Below are 18460 nucleotides of genomic sequence, written 5' to 3' on the forward strand. Positions count from 1 at the left end.
TTAGCGACATTGATTGATAATTTGTCGCCATTCAGCTAATATGTCGTGATACTTATATGCATAATGGCGACATAATGCTCTATGCCCCCGCAAGCGAATCCGATAGAAAAGCCCTGACCAAGGCCGTCGAAAGACGAGCCCTCAGACAGATCGCCCGCGGCGTCTACACCGACGAGCGCGACCAGCTACTCGATCAGATTGTCCAGAGCCATCTGCCGGCAATTCTCTCGCTGGCATATCCCGGCTGGCATATCTCTCACAGCACGGCAGCGCTGCTTCGATCCGTCAACGGCTCGGCGTTCATATCCGGCACGGCTCAAACGCGCCAGCCGGCAAAACTGCCGGGCATTGTCGTGCATCGGCTATCCGCTCTTCCGTACCCGGACATCGTTGAGCTCGGCCTCGACGAAATGGTCGCGCCGTCACTTTCCGCTGAACCCGGTCCCGTGCGAGTTCGGCTCAGCTCCCCGCTTCAGACCGTATTCGAGCTGCTCGACTCCGATGCTCGGCAACCGGATCGAACCCTTCCCCCGGAAACAATTCGCAGTCTGATCGACGCTCTCACTGAATCGGACCGGCTCCGAGCTGCATCGTTCGCCGAGCGCAACGGATTGCTTGCAGAGTTGGCTCGCTTCAATGCGATTCGCGCCGGCCTCGAGGACACGCGCGCCGTACAGGTCATGCGGCCCGAAGGACTCGATCTCTTCTTCTACAACTGGCGAGTCGGCCGGCTCGAAGCCCTTCCCGGTCGCGAATACCGCTTCACCTACGATGACGGCTGGACCATTCCGATCACCGGACTTCGACTGGGCTCGGATGGACCCGCATACGAGGGCCTGGGTCTCCCCGCATTCTTCGACAACATGCTGCCCGAAGGATGGGCGGAAGCGCGGCTTCAGGCGGTACACAAGATCGCCCGCACGGACGCCTTCGCCATGTTGCGGACGACACAGAAATACCTGAGCAATCTCACGCTGCGTCCGTCCGGTTTCGACGAATCCCGGCTCGTACTGGATCACCTGGACGTGAGACTCGCCGACATCGCCGCGACTACCGATCCCCTTCCGGTGGAAGAGCAGATCGGCGCCGATCCGGACTCACGCGATCTGTGGCTCGAGCTGCGCCGTCGTGGAGCGACACGTCTGTCCGGAATTCAGCCCAAACTTCCCGTGCACCTCAAGCTCGCCGGCACCCACACTCGGCTCACGATCGGACACGCCGGCAACACGAGCACGCACATATTGAAGCTGCCCTCACCCGAATTCCCGCAGCTCGTGGAAAACGAATGGGCGACGATGGAACTCGCGCGCCGAGTGGGATTACCAGTGGCGCCGGTTCGGCGGGTCGAGTTTCCGGCTGATTCGCAGCTCAGAGGTCCCGGACTGCTCGTCGAGCGTTTCGACCTCCCAGCTTCGCTGTCGTCTCCCCGGAGAGTCCTGCTGCTCGAGGAAGCGGCGTCTCTGCTCGGAATCCGGCGGGAGGAGAAGTACAGCGTATCAATGGAACGCATCGGCGCCGCACTTCTCGCTGCCGGGGTCGCCGGGAGCGATCTCAATCTGTTCTTCGATCACGTCGTGTTCTCGTGGATCGTCGGCAACGGAGATCTTCACGCCAAGAACATCGCGGTTCTGCGGTCCATCGAGCCCGGCACGCTGGGCGATCCACCGCGCCAGGCGGAGACGCGGTATTCCCCGCTATACGACCTGGTCAATACCCGGCTCGTGATCGCCGGCGATCTCTTTGCGTTGCCGCTGAATGGGAAACAGAACAACCTTCGCGTGAACGATTTCGCAGTTCTTGCGCGCGGATGGGGATGGACAAAAGCTCAGGCCAGGGAACGTGTCGAGGATCTGGCTTCGAAAATATCCGCCCGGCTAGCCGACACTCTGGCCTCGTCCGGACTTTCAGAGGAGTCCCGACAGCGCTATCGAGCGACTATCGATGGCACCATTGGGGGGCTTTGAACCCGATTCAGGCTCTGCACAGGTAGGCTTCGCCGGATGCGATTCTTCCATCAGTTCATCTTCTGCATCGCCCGCAGGATGGCGACGTCCTCACGGTCCTTCGGACGTCCCGCTGCTTCTTTCGAGCGAATGATGTCCTTGAGCGAGGCCGCGAGAAACACGACTCCATATGCTTCGAATTTCTCCGCGTTCAAAGCAAGGTCCTCATAGCCCTCGGTCCCCGCTGGCTTGAACGCTATGTCTATCCGGCCCGCGCTGGTAACCAGGTTCCACATTGCCGCGCGACTCAACATCGCAGCCGAGCAGTCGAACTCCAGCCCCTCAGGAATAGCTTCCGTGTACACCTTCGCATGAAGCTCACGAAGGGCCGACGCCAGCTTCTCCACGTTGGGGCGATCGTTTGCCGGAGTGATATCAGCATCCGCGGTCAATCGCGGAAATCCATGCAGCCGCGCGGCAAGCGCGCCGATCAGGACGAAGCGAACGTTGTGCTTGTCGAGCGTACCAATGATCCTGGCCGGGTTGAGCGGCGCCACATCAGACACGGTGTGCTGCCGCAATGAATCGGCTCACCTCTGCAACTTCCTCCAATCGTTGTTCAGGAGTCATGCGAAGGATTCGTGGTACGTCGTCCAGAAGGGATCGATCTACAGGCGGAATGCGCTCGATGGTCGCACGCAACTTGAAGCCGGCCGCGCGCAACAGACGCATCAACGTCTCCCACGAAGGACTGTTCTCACCCAGCTCGATGCGGGCCACAACTGACTGAGCCGTACGCGCTTTTCGGGCGAGCTCCCGCTGGGAGAGTCCGGCGCCTGCCCTGGCCGCCCTGAGCAGCTCCATCGCCGACGTATTCATGGTAGCAATGATAGCGAATTAGCTATCACGCTCAAAGAGCCCGCAAAGCGCGGCCACACTGCCCGCCCGCTCAAGCTCATCGCTTCTGCTTGCATGATATATGATAACGTTATAAGTTATCACCCATGCGGACTATCATTGATATCCCCCAGAACATCCTCGACGAGATCGACGCCCTCGCAAAGCAGGAAAAGATCTCCCGCGCTGAAGCCGTCAGGCGCGCAATGGCCGAGTATCTGGAGAAGCGCCCGCGCTCGAGACCTGATGCGGCGTTCGGGATCTGGAAGCCCAGAAAGATCGACCCGCTGGCCTACGAGGATGCACTTCGAGGGGAGTGGAATCGATGAATGCGGTCCTCGATACGAACATCCTCATTGACTATCTGAACGGCTCCGCTGACGCTCGGCGTGAGCTCGACTCCTTCGACACGATCTACATCAGCCTCATCTCCTGGATGGAGATTCTCGTCGGCGCTGCCGAGGGTGATGAGGAATCGGAGATCCGTGAATTCCTCCGCCGGTTCCGCGTACATCCGGTTGATGAAGGAGTCGCCGAAAGAGCCGTCGAAATCCGGCGGCGCGACAAGATCAGGCTACCCGACGCGATCATCTGGGCAACCGCGCAGCATCTCGGGCTGTTGCTCGTGACCCGCAACACTCGCGATTTCCCAAGCAATCACCCGGGAGTGCGGGTCCCGTACAGCGTTTGAGCCCCGTCAAACCCGCTAATCAAGTCGTCGGCTCATCCAGAAAATCGTCCGGAGCGACTGCCACTCGCGGAAACGCCCGCAACACTGCCTTGTCCGAGGTAACGAGCGCTACATCCAGCGAGACCGCGAGAGCGACATACTCGCAGTCATAACTGGAACACCCCGATCGATGCGCAAGTTCCAGAACTTCACGCGAATCGACGGGCGCTTCCCGGCCACCGATCAGCGCAGCGGCGCGCTCCATCGCCGCCGACCCCTGCGCTACGGTCAGACTTCTGCTGCGCACGTAATGACTCACCACACTCCGCAGCTCGCTGGCCCACACGACCGGGACCACCCACACGGGATCCTTGAGCAGAACCGCCTCCGCCTGCTCCGTTCGTTCACCCGGAAGAATCAGGTACGCGATAAGGTTGGCATCAGCGACGATCATGCACGACCGTCAGTCCGCCCCGCGCGAAGGGCCGCATCCGTAACGAACACCCGGTTGAGTCGGACGCGGGCGTGACGAAGACTCGCGAGGATCTCCTCGGGCTCAAGCGCACCGGAATCGGCCACCGCCCGCTCGACCGCGAGAATCGCTTCGCTGTTTATGCTTCGCCGATGTTCCGCGGCTTTTGCCTTGAGCCGCTCGTAGAGAGAATCAGGAAGATTCTTGATTGTCAGTGTCGCCACCCCGGACCTCTGTTGAATGCGTCTTGGATGCAATATGGATGCGTTGCCTGTAAGACTCAATAGCGGGAAGCCGAGGTGTTGCTCGCTATCGAGTGAGACCACGGATGAAGTGCCTGGGAAGCTCGAGCCGCTGCTGAAACGACGGAAGTAGAATGGATGACAGGCCTCATGTTGTCAGGTCGGCTATATTTCAGCATGCCTGATTCAGCGCGAATACTCAGGTTGCGTGACCTTCATCACCCCGAGAACGATGACCACACGGGGTACACGGCGGCCGATCGGCTGAACATGATGTGGCAGCTCGCACTCGACGCCTGGGCATTCAAGGGGCTCGATGATGCTGAATCCAGACTTCCGCGACATATTGTCCGCGTTCAACGCCAGACGCGTTGACTATCTGCTTGTTGGCGCCTACGCGGTAGCGGTTCACGGCTTGCCGCGCGCGACGGGCGATATCGACCTCTGGGTTCGGGCGACGCTGGATAATGCGAAGGCGGCGTGGCGAGCTCTGGAGGATTTCGGAGCACCGCTGGATAGACTGACGCCGGCTGACCTCCAATTCCCGGAGAGGGTCACGGCTCGCGGAGTCCCGCTAGAAGCGCGTCTTCACTCCCTCCGGTCCCTGAAAGAGCGCTCGAGCGGCCTCTGACGGCGAGAGTTACCGCGCCAGCGCCGCCTTCGCCTCCTCGAAGGTGCCGGGAAAGTACGCGACGTTATGGAACGCTTCGTACGTGAGGGCCTGGGCGACGAAGCGGGCGTCACCGGCAGTGCGACCGATGACGATGATACGCGTGTTGTGGTCCTGCATCGGCAACCGTCCATCGTCCTTGGCCAGTCGGATCTCACCGACATCCCGGCCTTCGAGCACGCCGTTGCGCGGAACGTTCCGGGCACCCGGGAGCGTGCCGTCGCGGTAGGCGTCGGCGTCGCGCACGTCGATCACGACCGCGGTGCGGTCGAGGGCAAGGACATGACGGAGGCCGTCGGCTTCGATCACGGTGACACCACCAAACGCCCGCCACACGGGAATGCCGAGCTGATAGCGACGGATGTTCTTGTGCCCGGCAATCACGAGCTCGTCGCCAAGTCGCTTGCTCTTCAGACAGAACGGGCCATTGCAGTAGAGCACGATTGTCCTGTTCATATCGCCACCGACGAGCCGGCTCACTTCGGCAACATCGGAGACGTAGATGGACATCGGCACCCCGGGACGGGCGGCGACGTTGCGCGCGCCGGGGATATGGCTGATCGAATACTCGAGGTGCGGCCGGGTGTCGAGTACGACGACCTGGTCCTCAGCGAGTATCCGCTGGAACTCCTCGGTGGAAACCTCCGCGGCATCCTGGCCGACCTGCGCGAGGTGCGGGCCCAGCCAGCCCCACCCCGCCAGGCCGAGGGCGAGCACAGCCACGATCCACGGCGCGCTCCGCACCAGCGCCGGCGCGAGTCGCGCGAACACCGACCGGCGGGGCGGAGCCGCAAGCGGTGCGGCAGTGGCGCCCGAGGCCGTGCCTATCACCGCGGTCGGAGCGCCCCACGGCTCCGCGCCGGCCCTGTCCAGCGCCTCGCTGAACTTGGCCACCGTGGCGTAGCGGTCGGCCGGGAGTCTCGCAAGCGACTTGGCGACGACGCGCTCCAGCGCCACCGACACGTTCTCGCGCACCGACCTGAGCTCGCGCGGTTGCTCGGTGAGGATCCGCGCCACCACCGCCTGTACGGTGGAACCGGTGAAGGGCGGCTCGCCCGCCAGCATCTCGTAGAGCACGCAGCCCAGGGAGTAGATGTCGCTGCGCGCGTCGATCGGCCGGTCGCCGATCGCCTGCTCCGGGCTCATGTAGTACGGCGTGCCGAGGGAGAGGCCGGCTTCGGTGAGGCGCTCGCCAGCCGCCGCGCGCACCGCGAGCGCAATGCCGAAGTCCGCGACCAGCGCAAGGCCCTCGTGGAGGAGGATGTTCTCCGGCTTGATATCGCGATGGACAATCTCGCGCCGGTGGGCATAGTCAAGCGCCGACGCAACCTGCTGCGCCAACCGCACCGCCTCGTCTATGGGGAGTTGTTTCTCGCGATCGAGCCGGTCCCGCAGCGACTCCCCCTCAATGTGCGGCATCACATAGAAGAGCAGCCCGTCAACCTGGCCCGAGTCGTACAGCGGGAGAATGTGGGGATGGCTGAGCCTGGCGGCGATCTCGATCTCGCGCAGGAATCGCTCGGCGCCCAACATCGCGGCCAGCTCCGGGCGCAGTACCTTGATCGCGACACGGCGGCCGTGCTTTATGTCCTGCGCCAGGTAGACCGTGGCCATGCCACCGCGGCCCAGCTCACGCTCGATGGGGTAGCGGTCGGCGAGTGCGGCCTTAAGACGGTCGACCGGGTCGGTCAAGCGGTTCACTCCGGGTTGCCAACGGACTAACTATAGGCCTGGCGAGCCGCATCCGCCACGATCAAGGCCGGAACCGCTGACGACTACTGAATTCGCGACCTGCCCTACGGGAAAATCCCCCGCTGCATGTACGCCATCGCCACCTTCCCGATCGCATCGATGAACGCAGCCGTGCGCAAATCCACTCCGCGCTCCTTCTGAATCGTTCGCAGCTCCGCGTACGCCGCAATCATCGTCTCCTCGAGCCCCGAGTTCACGAGCTCCTCCTCACCCGCCGCCGCGGTCGCGAATCCGAACGCTTCCGAAGAGAACTTTTGTCCCGTGAGCTGCTCGACGCCCTGGAGCATCCTCTCATTGCTCCGCTCCTCGAACCGCTTCTCCATTCGCCCATACCGCATGTGCGAGAGGTTCTTCACCCACTCGAAATACGAGACGGTCACTCCGCCAGCATTGGTATAGATGTCGGGAATGATGAGCACTCCGCGCCCCAACAGCTTCTCGCTCGCGTCGGCGGTGATCGGACCGTTCGCTCCCTCGACGATGATCTTCGCCTTGATGCGATCCACATTCTCGGGAGTGATCACGTTCTCCAGCGCTGCCGGAACAAGAACGTCGCACTCAAGCTCGAGCGCATCTCCCGTCTTCGCGATATCGCGAGCGCCAGGAAAGCCGAGTATCGAGCCGGTCTCCTTCCGGTGCGCCGCCACCCGCTCCACATCGAGCCCCTTCTCAGAGAAGATCGCCCCCTCACGCTCGGCCAGCGCGACGATAGTGGCGCCGCCTTCCCGTATGAACTTCGCCGCGTGGTATCCGACATTGCCGAGCCCCTGTACGACGACAGTCTTCCCGTCGAGGCCGGTGACGAACCCGAGCGGCTTCATTTCCTCGGCATAGTTGCACGCCTCACGCAACGCGAAGTACACGCCCCGCCCCGTGCTTTCCGCCCGCCCGCGCACACCACCCTGCGTCACGGGCTTGCCGGTGACGCAGCCGAGCGCGTCTATCTGTCCCGGTGCAAGTGTCGCGTACGTATCGACAATCCACGCCATTTCCCGAGGACCCGTGCCGTAATCAGGCGCGGGCACATCTATCCCCGGCCCAATCAGGTTTTTCGCGAACAACTCGTATGTGTATCGCCGGGTGATTCGCTCAAGCTCATCAACCGAGTACTTCGCGGGATCAATGCGCACCGCGCCCTTCGCTCCCCCGAACGGCACATCCACCAGTGCGCACTTGTAGGTCATGAGCGCGGCAAGAGCAGACACCTCGTCTTCATCCACCTGAGGCGCGAAACGGATCCCGCCCTTCGTCGGCAGCCGGTGCACGCTGTGCTGTGCGCGCCATCCGTGGATCACCTCGATCGTCCCGTCGTCGCGCTTGAGCGGGAAGCTCATCCGGAAGACGGAGTTGCAGGCCTTGATCTGCGCCAGCAAACCGGGAGAGTGGTCGAGGTAGGCCGCGGCCTTGTCGAAGTACTTGTTGACCTGCGCAAACATCGGGATGTGCTGACTGGTCATATGATTCGCCTCTCGGGATGGCAGCGACATGCGCGATGAATTTACCAGTGGCACGAGCCTTCGGTATCCGGCTTCCTAGCGAACCGCGAATGATGGCGTAGCCGCTCGATCTGACGATACCGTTCTTCCGTCTTCGCCGAGTAGACCGGTGAATACCACACGGTAGGTGCCGGTGGGCACTCCGGTCGGAATGTCGAAGAGAGTGTTGACCGATGTGCCTTTGGTGAGAGTCCTCGTCTCCGATGTGCAGGCACCTCCTGCCGTCGGCCACTCGAACGCTACAACCCAGTACTTGTTCACGTCTCTTTCAAGACGACGCTGGCAGAGGTTGTACTCGAGCGTCTTGTCCGACGCGTTCCTGATTGTCGCTTCGCCGGTGTTGCCCCGGTTGTATGCCTGCCTGTTGATCGTGATCTGGTATTCGCGAGGTGAGCCGCCGCCGCGCCCCAGCAGACCGCCGCATCCTCCGAGCGTAACCGTACCCACCGCGAGCGCCACGAGTGTGAAGCGCATTGGCAACCGCATCATCGCATCCTCCAGTTCGAAGTCACAAACGACTTGATCATAGCAACATTCCCGGTAGCTGGATGCGGCAAGCGATGTGCCGCCTTCTTCGCTGCTCCACTTACATTGACTGCCTCAACGCCAGAAGCGCTTCCAGCTCTGGGATCTGGTCGAGATCCCGGGCCCGCCCGGCAGCGCGCTTTGCGTCGATCAGTGAAGGCAGATCGAGAATTCGGAACCGGATATCGAATGCGGATATCTCTATCGACCGCGCGAGACACTTCTCGTAATCGCCCACTCCCTTCACCGTGTCGAAAACGTCGAGGAACCCTTCCCGGGATGTGAGAGTCATCAAGGGCGTGACACTGAACTGTCGCTCGTCCATGAAGAACGGCAGGCCTCGCTCGATTCCACGCGGATACGCCTCCCATTCCACCAGCAGCCCGGCAAGCCTTCTCACATTCTGGGGCGAGCTATCGTAGCAGATATCCACGTCGTCGGTCACCCGCCGGGATCCATGAGCGGCAGCCGCAAGTCCGCCGATCACCACGAACTTCACGCGTGCGGATTCTAGACCCCCTAAAATTGTGGCGAAGCTCATCAGCGGTCTCGAGGCCTGACAGGCTTCCTCCCTTGCGCCTTCACCACAGTGGCGTTTCTCACTGCGCCAACGAAGCGTGCGTTCTCTTCGAGCCGCTGTAGTCGCTCCGCCGGTGAATCCCGCAGACCGTCACGGAGCGCGTCCAGATCGACGCCATACTCCTTCGCGCGTGCAAGAACGCCCCGGGTGGTTTCACGCGTCGCTCGTTTCCGGACCCCGGATCCCGCTGGACGACCTGGCGTACTCGCTGCTGATGGTCGGCCTCTCTTGCGAGGTCCGGCAAGAGTCAGGGCCGCCGACATCGCCGCGATGTGCGTGGAATGGTACCGTGCGAGATCCACGGCGATCGAGGCGCTGCCTGACGCGTCACCTCCAAGCCTGACCTCGCGTGTCCAGGGCGGGGACCGCAGAGTCTCGGTCGCCAATTGGGCGGATCGTGCGAGCGTAAGACCAAGCTCATGATTGAGCACGCGCACGAGACCCAGCCACTGCGCTTCCCGCTGCGTGTGTGAAAGTCGCCGTCCGAGGAGCCGCCCGGTGTTCTCGACCCACTTTTCATCGGCGTTCACAGCGAGGCTGAACTGATGACGAGTCATGGTTTAATATACCTACTTTGTAGGTGATATTTCCACGCCTCTTGAGACGGCAGCTGAAGTCTCAGTCCCTGGCCCGAAGATACTGTTCGGGCCAGGGACCTTCTGACACTCATCCTTACGCGGTAGCCCCTTCCTCTGAGTAGAGGGCCGCGCCGGCAACCGCCGCGAGCAGAAGCGCCACCAGCCAGAGACCCCCGGACGTCCACCATAGACCGGACGACATTATCCCCATCTGCATGTAGCTCGCAGTGGTGATGAGACCGAACACCCAGAACGCTATCGCCACGTACGCGGCAGTCTTCGGGCCTGCCCCAAATCGCGGACGTACCGCCGCATACATCCATACAACCAGGAACCCCACGATGAAATACATGAGGAGGTAGGTCGCGAGCTGGCTTCCGCTCATGTCTGCCATCTGGTCACCCAGTCCTGCCTTGAACGCGTTCGCCTCCGCGGCCATTCGAGCGCCCAGGATGACGTGGTACGAGAGATAGTCGATCACGTTGAGGACGATGCCGGCGACGAAGCCGCCGATCAGAACTTTCTCCCTGTTGATGGCCATGCTGTGGCTCCGTTGAAAAGGGTGAACGCGGGACAGCAAACGCACGACAATAGTAGGGTCTCCGGCAGTGGCGGAAAAGAGCAGATTCCGGTCGGCCGTCCCTCAAGCTGGCGACCCGAAACGACCGATCCGGAACGGGGAGAGATCGAAGCGCAACCGGCCACCCGTGAGACGCCCTGCCGGGCTCCTTGCCGACCAGAGCCGGTTGGTGCATGGTACCAGCGAGCAGGAGAGGTCGGTTCGCTTCACTCATGGCTGGCAATGCCGCACTGCGCACCTTCGGTAAGACCGTCAGACGACGAGTTGGATCTCTTCGGCATCACGCACCAGGGAAAGGTGCGGGCCGAGAACCAGGATCATTTCCTCGTTTCGACCGTCCATCCGCATGTCGTCATCCATAGCACGAGCCTGCCGACCACCGACCGGTTGCCCTTACTCGGTACCCGGCTGGCGACGGTACTCGTACTTGCCGATGGCGTTGGAGGAGCAGCCGCGGGCAGTGAAGCCGCCCGTCTTGCGACTGAGGCGGTCATGCGCTACGTGTCGTGCACTCTCCGCTCTTACCACACTGCCGGCTCGGCGACGGACACGGAATTCCTTGCCTCGCTCAATGCCGCTGCCCTCGAGGCGCACGATGCCGTACGCGCGCAGGCTGCGCTTCGAGAAGACCACAAGCAGATGGCGACCACGCTCACTGTTGGCATCGCCGTCTGGCCGTGGATGTATATCGTTCAGGTGGGTGACAGCCGCGCCTATTTCTATTCCGAAGGCGAGTTGCGGCAGGTGACGCACGATCAGACAATCGGGCAGGCCCTCGTGGATCAGGGACTGATGCCCCCTGAGCGCCTTGCGGCGTCGCCATTCAAGCACGTGCTCTCGAGCGCGATCGGCGCTGACGAAGCGCTGCCCGACGTAATACGACTCGACATCAGCGAGCGCGGATCGCTGATTCTTCTCTGCAGCGACGGCCTCACCAAGCATGTCGCCGACGACGAGATCGCCGCCGCTATCCGGAACATGAAGTCGTCCGAGCAGCTGGTGAAGGATCTGCTCGATCTCGCACTCGAGCGCGGCGGATCTGACAACATCACGATCATCGCCGGGCGTGCGCCGCTGCGAAAGGACTGACCTGGCGGATCGCATCGAGCCGCCTTATCACGTCTTCCCTCAACGACTGCGGCTCCAGCACTTCCGCATCCGGCCCGTACTGAAGCACGTGACGCACTCCCCACTCCGCGTCCGCCAGCGGATGCTCTATCGTGAGTGAGCCATCCGCATCTGGTTGCATCCCCTCTCTCTCGGCAATCCACCGTGCGACCTTCGCCGAGTAGCGCACCTTCATGCCCGACTGCGCGGCATCCACTTGCAGTCCCTTCCCTTTCGCAGCTCGGTCAGAAACGGCAATCCGTCACTCGGTGCAAGCTCGGCGTAGCGTTGTCCCGCTTCTTCGTGGTCCGGCGGCAGTTTTGCGATCACCTTCCGCAGCCGATCGCGCGCGCGATCTATTGTCACGGTCTCATCCGGAGGACGTTCGGCGCGCAGCATCGCCAGGCCAAGCTCGAGTGCGCAGAGCTCGTGAATCGTGAGACCCATCGGGCGAAAGTTGCGGAGCTCCAGGCGGTCAGGATCGCGGCCCGCGACATACCAGTGTGAGCTGAGGAAGAAGAGACCGTACGGCTCGATCGTTCTGCGACTGCTCTTGTCCGTCGCCATCGTGCGGTAATCGAACGTCACCGACTTCCGCCGGGTGAGGGCGTCGTTCATGGCTTCGAATACGCTATCGCGTGGAGCGGCAGCGTGGACGGCTCGCTCCGGGTCGGACACCGACTCGACGTCCCGGAGAGGGAGATCGAACGCGAGCTTTCGAATCGCGGAGTCCACTTCTTCCGTGAGAACAGGGTCGCCAAGTGCGCGGTAGCCGTACTTGTCGGGCTTGCGGCGTTGCGACGCGCCTTTGCCTTCGCGAGCCAGGGAGAGGTACGGGAGATAGAAGCCCTTCTTCTCGAGGCGGTAGCCGGTGGCCTCGCCGTCCTCGATCTGCTGCGTCTCGATCGCTATGCCGAACGAGCGCAGCTCATCCTTGTCGCGCTCGAACATGCGCATAAGGGCGTCTTTCTTCTTCGAGGAATCCAGATAGCCGGGGATGTCCCGCGCGAGATCGTCGAACGTTGCCGGGTAGTGGCGGCGAAGGAGCGCGGCGAGGAGGTCAGTCCAGCGTTGAAGCTTTGAGGCACGGGGAGACATGAGGATTCAATCTTAGAGTACCCTCTGACATGCCGCCACACTCACACCTCACGTTCTCCGTCACTCCTCCCCCTCCGCCGCCCAGTGGAACCGGTGAAGCCCACGATGCATCACCGGCGCAATCATGATTCCAACCACTACGATGACCACGAGCCCCGCATACAGCGCGTACGTCCCCGCGAACACCTTCCCCTGCTCGGTGAGCTCCGTCTTCACGGGGCCCATTCCGCCCAGAAGCATCGTGGTATTGAGATAGGCGTCCCGCCAGTTCATGGACTCGTAATGGTGATAACCCACCATTCCCGCACCCAGCGACACTACGACGATCACCTGAGCCACAATCGCGTGCGTCACCAGCCGCAACAGAAACCGCGATCGCGAAATGGGTCGCTGCCTCCGGTGCTCGTAGCCAAGCGGATTCATCCATGTCTCCGTTCAATTGGGCAAATGCAAAAAAACCCACCGTCTATATGTCTATATGACGGTAGGCCTTCGCGACGCTTTAGGCGAGTTCCGTTTACGCTGCGCTCGCCAAGCTGTTCTTCAAAGCGCGCAACACACCCGATTTATAACGGGTCGGACAATTCAGTTATGAACTAAAACTAGTCGGGTACCCCGGCCGGGTCAAGACGCATTTCACTCGACTTCCGAAGAGAACGTCACCGGATCCTGCCGATAGAATTTCTGGAGCTCGGCATAGAGCTCCGGGTGCGTCGTCCTGAGCGCGCGCGGCCGCTCGAAGAACGCCTCCGTCGCGACAGCGAAGAACTCGGTAGGATTTGTTGCGCCGTACGTATCGAGAAGAGTCGGCATGCCCGACTCTTCGGCATGCCGGAGCGCCGTAAACTCCGCGCTCATTACCCTTCCCCACGCGAGATACCCGGCGTGTGTGTCGAGATCCGGAGTTCCGTCCGCGCTCCTGTTCTCGAAATCGAGTTGATGCGCAAACTCGTGCAGCACCACATTCTGGCCGTCGCTCGGATCGCGCGCACCGCGGCTCGCTGCATCCCACGCAAGCACCAGCGCGCGGAGCTCACGCGCCGTATGCCCGAGCCGGTCCTCCGGCCCGTCCTCCCAGATGCCACCTCCGATGTACCGCTCGCCATCTTCCCGGTAACCACTGGGATAGACGAGAACCGACTTCAGGTGTGGGTAGTAGTCAGTCTCACGATGCAGGAGTAGCAGGCACGCCTGGGCCGCGATCGTGACTCGGATCTCATCCGTGAGCTCCAGCCCGCCGCACCCCTCGAAGTGCTTCTCGTCGAGGAATACCTGGACGTGGCCGAGCAGCTCAGCGCGATCCTCCGGCGGCAAGCGCAGGAATACGACGACGTTCCGCTCGAGAATCGCGCGCCACACCGCCGGGAACGGTCGGGCACGGATTCCAGCGCGCCGACGTCCAGCTCCGAGACCGAATGCCATGCGAGCAATTTACCCGCTCGGCACGACAGACGAAGGACATGGATCGCGATTGGACTTTCGACATCTCCGCTCGGAGATTTCTCTTCATGAAACCCGAGCTCGGAATAATCGAGGGATTCTACGGAAAGCCGTGGACGTGGGAAGCGCGTGCGGAAACCGTGTCGTTCCTCGCACCGCACGGCTATCGCTTCTACCTCTACGCACCGAAGGCCGACCCGTTCCTCCGTCGGCGGTGGCAGGAATCACATCCCGACCATATCGCTCTGAAACTCGAAGCGCTTGCCACACACTGCCGTGAAAACGGTGTGCGCTTCGGTGTCGGACTCAGCCCGTACGAGCTCTTCAACAACTTCGACGACCCGGCGCGAGATTCACTCGCCCGCAAGCTCGCCTTCTTCGACGACATCGGCGTCGAGGACCTTGCCATCCTCTTCGATGACATGCGTGGCGACGTTCCCGATCTCGCCACGCGGCAAACGGACATCGTACACTGGTGCGTCACGCGCACCACGGCGACACGGGTCATCGTCTGCCCCAGCTACTACTCCGACGATCCCATCCTCGACCGCGTCTTTGGCAATCGCCCCGACAACTATGCCGAGGATCTCGGCGAGTTGCTCGACTCGACGATCGAGATCATGTGGACTGGAGAGGAAGTCATTTCGCGACAGTACTCACCCGGGCATCTCGCGCGCGTAACCGGGCAGCTTGGACGAAAGCCGTTCATCTGGGATAACTACCCCGTCAACGACGGTCAACGGATGTCGCAGTACCTTCACTTGCGCGGATTCACGGGACGCCCGGCTGCGATGGCCGACCATATCGCTGCCCACGGTATCAACCCGGCACTCCAGCCCACGCTCAACCGCATCCCCGCGCTCACCCTGTCCGACAGCTACCGGCTCGGCAACGCATACGAGTACTGTGAATCATTCAGACGCGCATGCGTGGACGTGCTCGGCGAAGATCTTGGCATGCGCGTACGCGAAGACCTGCTCACGCTCCAGGACATCGGCCTCGACCGGCTCGGCGAAAAAGAACGACTCCTTCGCGAGCGATACGAAGGAGTCGAGCACAATGGAGCACGAGAGATCATCGCCTGGTTGAACGGCGAATACCGCATCACCGACGAGATCGTTCAGACTCAATAGCGACTTCGGCCGCTGTGCTATCCTTTCTTTCCCCTGCCGGGGTTCGTCGTGGGGCGCGTTCCCTTGCCGCCGTTGGCTGGGACACCCGCGGGAGGTCCGCCGGCCGGACGACCGGCGACACCAGCTCCGGCTCCCACGCCTGTGCCCGCCGTCGCAGGCCGTCCGGTGGTTGTCGGTTTCCGCGACTGTCCCATCGCCGCCTGATCAGGGAGACTGGCCAGCTTGCCCAGCTCCGCATCGCTCGCGCGCGCCTGAAGCTTCTCCAATACCCGTGCCAGCGCATCGTCGGATGGCAGCCCGCGATCCACGAGACTGCCGATCACGAACAGTGGAACGGCGAGTGACCGTCCCGAAGGTGCGCCCTTCGCCAGCGCGCTCACCGCGGCTCCATCCACTCCCTTTCGCAGAGCTTCCGCACCCGCTTCGACTTCGTCGCCATTTGAGCGTCCGCGTTCCCTGTCGAGCGCATCCTTCGCTTTCTCCATCCGCTCTTCCTGCTGCATGATGGACTTTGCGATGGCCTTCGGATCCACTCCCTTGGCCGCGAACTTCAGAGCCCGCTGTTCGAGTGCCTGTGCCGGGAGACTCCGCGCCCTCGCATCCGCGATCGTCGCCAATACCTGCGCCGCAACATCGGGTGGAAGAACTTCACGCAGCCGGTCCGAAGGATCCTTCGCCGGCGTCTGAGCTGCCACGCTGCCCGCCATGAATGCGATCGCGGCTGCCAGCACAGTAATCATTCGCTTGTGTGTCATTGCATTTACCTCGACTGAGAAACACTGCCGTACTTCTTTCCTTGCAATAGACTCCGGGAAACGGACGCCGGGTCACATCAATTTCGGTTTCACCGCTGCCCTGCCGCGCGGCTAGCGCACGATCAGTATTCCCACCGATCCGCCGAATTCATCCCGACTGCTCGCGAGTCCGGACGGTACGAGCCACTGGCCGCCGTCCACACGAACGTTGATCTCGTGCATGCCGGACCCGATGGGAAGCAACACACTCCACTGTCCACTTCCGTCGCTTGTGAGAGGAACCGGCTTCCAGTCCGTGAAATCGCCCGCGATCTCTACACTCCGCTTCGCGACGGCATCTACTGTGATCGTCCTCATGCCCGCGCTCACGCTGGAGATCCGGAGCTCGCGCACCTCCGCGCGGGATGGCATCGCGATTTCAGGATCTGCTGTGATCAGCGAAGCTCGCGATTCCGCGGCAGAGGTCCGGGCCCGTACGGACGAGAATCTCAATCCCAGCGAAGCGAATCGCCCGCCCGGGAATCCCTGCGTAAAATCCACGGGATACATCCCGCCGCTTCCGACGATTCCAACGGACCGCGTCAGCCACACCGTAGCGCGAGCACTGCCCCAACCCTTGGCCGACCCCCCAATCGTTGGAAGCCTGTCGCCACTGCGAAAACCGGCGGTTGCGCTCAACTCAAGACGAGGGCCGGCCATGTTGTACTCCAGCTGCGAATCGGAGTAGCGAATGGAATCCTCCACGACGACGGGAGTGAATGTCGCCGTGATATACGAATCGGAGATACGCGCCCACGCGCCGGCTTCGCCCTGCCGTACACTTCGCCAGACGGCTCCATCCCATGCTGCACCAAGCCCACCTCCTGCCCACACACCTCCAGCTTCGCCGAGGAGATGGAGCCGGCCGATACCGAGAGTCTGCGTCGTTCTGCCGCCGTCCTGGTGTGCGCTGCCGCCGAAGAAACCCGCCACCTCGGCCGCCAGTGGTCCCGAGCGGGGAGTGAATACAGAGCCGGCAACCGTTCCCTGTCCACTCCATTCGCCGGACGAAAACTGCGAGTACGTCGCGGCCGCGCCGAGCGTCGCGTTGCCGGATTCGATCCGGAGTGATGGTGTGAGCGCGGCCGCCGTGGCATCAACGCTGTCGGCGTAACGCATCTTGACCGCACCGGCTTCGATGCCGCCGCTCACAACCTGCGCGCCCGCCACCGGCCGGCCCGTTATTCCGACAAGGAGAGAGACGAACGCCAGGCGTCCGATCACACCGTTACGAGTGAATCGTGATCTCAATCCGCGGAGCCGGCTGACGCGGATTCGGATCCAAGCTCCAGAAGCGAGCTCTCGGTGCCGAACTCGTCCATGCGGGAGCTCACGAGCGGATCCGCAACCCATCGCTGTCCGCGACCGTCATTCTCGTCCACGATGAACGCGTACTCATGCCTGCCCGCAGGCAACGCAAGCGAAACCACCCATGTCCCATCGCCGCGTGGCGTGGCTAGCACCGTCGCGCCCTTGGTCCACGAGTTGAAATCACCGACGAGCGACACGCTCTTTGCGTCGGGCGCGCGAAGGACGAATCTCACGATGTGTACGGTGTCGGAATGCGTCGCGGCCGCGGGCGCCGATGCGACAACAGGGCTTTCCCGGCGCACGAGCTGCGCGTTGAATGCCGCGCCGAGCGCGAAGCATATGCCGGCGAAGCCTGCCGCCAGCAGTGCTCCCCTGAATGGTGAGACCTCCATGGTCAGCGGGCGAATCCACCATCCGCGCCTGACGTCAGCCGGATCAGTGCGGCTCCGATAGTTGGCATCCGCTTTCTTCAAAGCTTCGGCGTGGGCCGCCGACATGACACGAGCATCGAAGGTTGTATCGAGGTATTCGCGCGTCTTCAGCGGACCAGCTATTCTCGCCACGATGTCGTCGTCGCTGCGCAGATAATCGTCGAAGCGTTCAGTCACTGTGCACTCCCGTCAATATCTCGCGCAGCTGCATGCATGCGCGTTTTACTCTCATCTTGAGCGCCGACACGTTGACACCGGTCAGCTCAGACATCTCTTCGTAGCTCAGGTCTTCCACGTGCTTCAGTACGAACGCTTCACGGTACGAAGAGTGAAGCTGATCGAGCGCGCGCTGTATCTCTTCGAGCTCGGTTGTATCCGGCGCCGGGCTCGATACCGCGCGCTTCGCCAGCACTTCCGGATCGCGCACCAGCATGCTTTCGCGCCGGCTTCGCTTCGCGCCGAACGTGCGGCACTCGTTCACGACGATCTGATACATCCATCCGGAGAACCGGTCGCGGTCACGGCACCCGGAAAGATTCCTGAACGCGCGAATGAACGCCAATTGCAATGCATCGTCCGCATCCTGCCCGCTGCCGAGCACGCGCACAGCGAAGCGCGTGTAGTTGTCGCGGTAGCGTTCGAGGATTATCGCGAATGCGTCCGTGTTGCCGTCGAGCACGGCTTGAATCACATCGGCGTCGGACACGCCGTCGAGAGCCCTCATGTCATATAGACTCGCCC

General features: G+C 62.2%; 24 protein-coding genes. 6 read left to right on the forward strand and 18 right to left on the reverse strand.

Features of this window, described 5'->3' with window-relative positions; translation table 11 throughout:
* The first annotated feature begins 74 nt into the window (after positions 1-74).
* On the forward strand, positions 75-1964 hold the full coding sequence (locus Q7S20_07185) for a type II toxin-antitoxin system HipA family toxin (protein ID MDO8501611.1): 1890 nt from the start codon (positions 75-77) through the stop codon (positions 1962-1964).
* Between the two features lie 50 nt (positions 1965-2014).
* Here Q7S20_07185 and Q7S20_07190 read toward each other — a convergent pair whose 3' ends face one another.
* Together Q7S20_07190 and Q7S20_07195 are read right to left on the reverse strand one after the other, a co-directional pair.
* On the reverse strand, positions 2015-2500 hold the full coding sequence (locus Q7S20_07190) for a hypothetical protein (GenBank protein ID MDO8501612.1): 486 nt from the start codon (positions 2498-2500) through the stop codon (positions 2015-2017).
* A gap of 1 nt (position 2501) precedes the next feature.
* Positions 2502-2822 (reverse strand): helix-turn-helix transcriptional regulator, encoded by a 321-nt coding sequence (locus Q7S20_07195; protein MDO8501613.1) that lies wholly within the window; start codon positions 2820-2822, stop codon positions 2502-2504.
* 125 nt (positions 2823-2947) lie between these two features.
* On the opposite strand from Q7S20_07195, the gene Q7S20_07200 reads away from it, so the two are divergent.
* Positions 2948-3169 (forward strand): ribbon-helix-helix protein, CopG family, encoded by a 222-nt coding sequence (locus Q7S20_07200; GenBank protein ID MDO8501614.1) that lies wholly within the window; start codon positions 2948-2950, stop codon positions 3167-3169.
* Positions 3166-3531, forward strand: coding sequence for a type II toxin-antitoxin system VapC family toxin (locus Q7S20_07205; GenBank protein ID MDO8501615.1), 366 nt, complete (start codon positions 3166-3168; stop codon positions 3529-3531). The genes Q7S20_07200 and Q7S20_07205 overlap by 4 nt, the downstream gene beginning before the upstream one ends.
* Before the next feature lie 19 nt (positions 3532-3550).
* Here Q7S20_07205 and Q7S20_07210 read toward each other — a convergent pair whose 3' ends face one another.
* Together Q7S20_07210 and Q7S20_07215 are read right to left on the reverse strand one after the other, a co-directional pair.
* On the reverse strand, positions 3551-3964 hold the full coding sequence (locus Q7S20_07210; GenBank protein MDO8501616.1) for a type II toxin-antitoxin system VapC family toxin: 414 nt from the start codon (positions 3962-3964) through the stop codon (positions 3551-3553).
* Positions 3961-4206, reverse strand: coding sequence for an Arc family DNA-binding protein (locus Q7S20_07215; protein ID MDO8501617.1), 246 nt, complete (start codon positions 4204-4206; stop codon positions 3961-3963). Before Q7S20_07215 ends, Q7S20_07210 begins: the two co-directional genes overlap by 4 nt.
* A 334-nt stretch (positions 4207-4540) precedes the next feature.
* Here Q7S20_07215 and Q7S20_07220 point away from each other — a divergent pair, with 334 nt between their 5' ends.
* On the forward strand, positions 4541-4855 hold the full coding sequence (locus Q7S20_07220) for a hypothetical protein (GenBank protein ID MDO8501618.1): 315 nt from the start codon (positions 4541-4543) through the stop codon (positions 4853-4855).
* A gap of 9 nt (positions 4856-4864) precedes the next feature.
* On the opposite strand, the gene Q7S20_07225 is transcribed toward Q7S20_07220, so the two are convergent.
* From Q7S20_07225 to Q7S20_07250, 6 genes are all read right to left on the reverse strand, one after another.
* Complete coding sequence (locus tag Q7S20_07225) at positions 4865-6586, reverse strand: protein kinase (GenBank protein ID MDO8501619.1); 1722 nt, start codon at positions 6584-6586, stop codon at positions 4865-4867.
* Positions 6587-6690: 104 nt separating this feature from the next.
* A complete protein-coding gene (locus Q7S20_07230) occupies positions 6691-8103 on the reverse strand; it encodes a Glu/Leu/Phe/Val dehydrogenase (GenBank protein MDO8501620.1) in 1413 nt (470 codons plus the stop codon).
* A gap of 75 nt (positions 8104-8178) precedes the next feature.
* Positions 8179-8631 (reverse strand): hypothetical protein, encoded by a 453-nt coding sequence (locus tag Q7S20_07235; GenBank protein MDO8501621.1) that lies wholly within the window; start codon positions 8629-8631, stop codon positions 8179-8181.
* 97 nt (positions 8632-8728) lie between these two features.
* Positions 8729-9208, reverse strand: a complete 480-nt coding sequence (locus Q7S20_07240) for a hypothetical protein (protein ID MDO8501622.1) — start codon at positions 9206-9208, stop codon at positions 8729-8731.
* Positions 9208-9804: a hypothetical protein gene (locus Q7S20_07245; protein MDO8501623.1), complete on the reverse strand. Its 597-nt coding sequence runs from the start codon at positions 9802-9804 to the stop codon at positions 9208-9210. Before Q7S20_07245 ends, Q7S20_07240 begins: the two co-directional genes overlap by 1 nt.
* Positions 9805-9919: 115 nt before the next feature.
* On the reverse strand, positions 9920-10366 hold the full coding sequence (locus tag Q7S20_07250; protein ID MDO8501624.1) for a hypothetical protein: 447 nt from the start codon (positions 10364-10366) through the stop codon (positions 9920-9922).
* Between the two features lie 261 nt (positions 10367-10627).
* On the opposite strand from Q7S20_07250, the gene Q7S20_07255 reads away from it, so the two are divergent.
* Positions 10628-11494: a protein phosphatase 2C domain-containing protein gene (locus Q7S20_07255; protein MDO8501625.1), complete on the forward strand. Its 867-nt coding sequence runs from the start codon at positions 10628-10630 to the stop codon at positions 11492-11494.
* Here Q7S20_07255 and Q7S20_07260 read toward each other — a convergent pair.
* From Q7S20_07260 to Q7S20_07275, 4 genes are all read right to left on the reverse strand, one after another.
* The gene (locus Q7S20_07260) at positions 11460-11708 is read right to left on the reverse strand and encodes a WYL domain-containing protein (protein ID MDO8501626.1); all 249 of its coding nucleotides are present in this window, start codon (positions 11706-11708) and stop codon (positions 11460-11462) included. The two genes, Q7S20_07255 and Q7S20_07260, sit on opposite strands and share 35 nt — an antisense overlap.
* Positions 11705-12610 (reverse strand): WYL domain-containing protein, encoded by a 906-nt coding sequence (locus Q7S20_07265; GenBank protein ID MDO8501627.1) that lies wholly within the window; start codon positions 12608-12610, stop codon positions 11705-11707. Before Q7S20_07265 ends, Q7S20_07260 begins: the two co-directional genes overlap by 4 nt.
* A gap of 60 nt (positions 12611-12670) precedes the next feature.
* Positions 12671-13033, reverse strand: coding sequence for a hypothetical protein (locus tag Q7S20_07270; GenBank protein MDO8501628.1), 363 nt, complete (start codon positions 13031-13033; stop codon positions 12671-12673).
* 213 nt (positions 13034-13246) lie between these two features.
* A complete protein-coding gene (locus tag Q7S20_07275) occupies positions 13247-14032 on the reverse strand; it encodes a zinc-dependent peptidase (GenBank protein MDO8501629.1) in 786 nt (261 codons plus the stop codon).
* An 86-nt stretch (positions 14033-14118) separates the two neighbouring features.
* Here Q7S20_07275 and Q7S20_07280 point away from each other — a divergent pair, with 86 nt between their 5' ends.
* The gene (locus tag Q7S20_07280) at positions 14119-15183 is read left to right on the forward strand and encodes a beta-N-acetylglucosaminidase domain-containing protein (GenBank protein MDO8501630.1); all 1065 of its coding nucleotides are present in this window, start codon (positions 14119-14121) and stop codon (positions 15181-15183) included.
* Positions 15184-15200: 17 nt separating this feature from the next.
* Here the strand turns inward: Q7S20_07280 and Q7S20_07285 are convergent, their stop codons facing one another.
* The 4 genes from Q7S20_07285 to Q7S20_07300 all read right to left on the reverse strand — a co-directional run bounded on the left by Q7S20_07285 (position 15201) and on the right by Q7S20_07300 (position 18443).
* Positions 15201-15938 carry a hypothetical protein gene (locus Q7S20_07285; protein MDO8501631.1) on the reverse strand — a complete coding sequence of 246 codons (738 nt, stop codon included), beginning with the start codon at positions 15936-15938 and terminating at the stop codon, positions 15201-15203.
* 111 nt (positions 15939-16049) lie between these two features.
* Positions 16050-17228 (reverse strand): glycogen-binding domain-containing protein, encoded by a 1179-nt coding sequence (locus Q7S20_07290; protein ID MDO8501632.1) that lies wholly within the window; start codon positions 17226-17228, stop codon positions 16050-16052.
* Positions 17225-17896: an isoamylase early set domain-containing protein gene (locus Q7S20_07295; GenBank protein ID MDO8501633.1), complete on the reverse strand. Its 672-nt coding sequence runs from the start codon at positions 17894-17896 to the stop codon at positions 17225-17227. Before Q7S20_07295 ends, Q7S20_07290 begins: the two co-directional genes overlap by 4 nt.
* On the reverse strand, positions 17889-18443 hold the full coding sequence (locus Q7S20_07300; protein MDO8501634.1) for an RNA polymerase sigma factor: 555 nt from the start codon (positions 18441-18443) through the stop codon (positions 17889-17891). Before Q7S20_07300 ends, Q7S20_07295 begins: the two co-directional genes overlap by 8 nt.
* Positions 18444-18460: the final 17 nt, after the last annotated feature.

Source organism: Gemmatimonadaceae bacterium (assembly GCA_030647905.1).
In the GTDB taxonomy this organism is placed as follows: Bacteria; Gemmatimonadota; Gemmatimonadetes; order Gemmatimonadales; family Gemmatimonadaceae; genus UBA4720.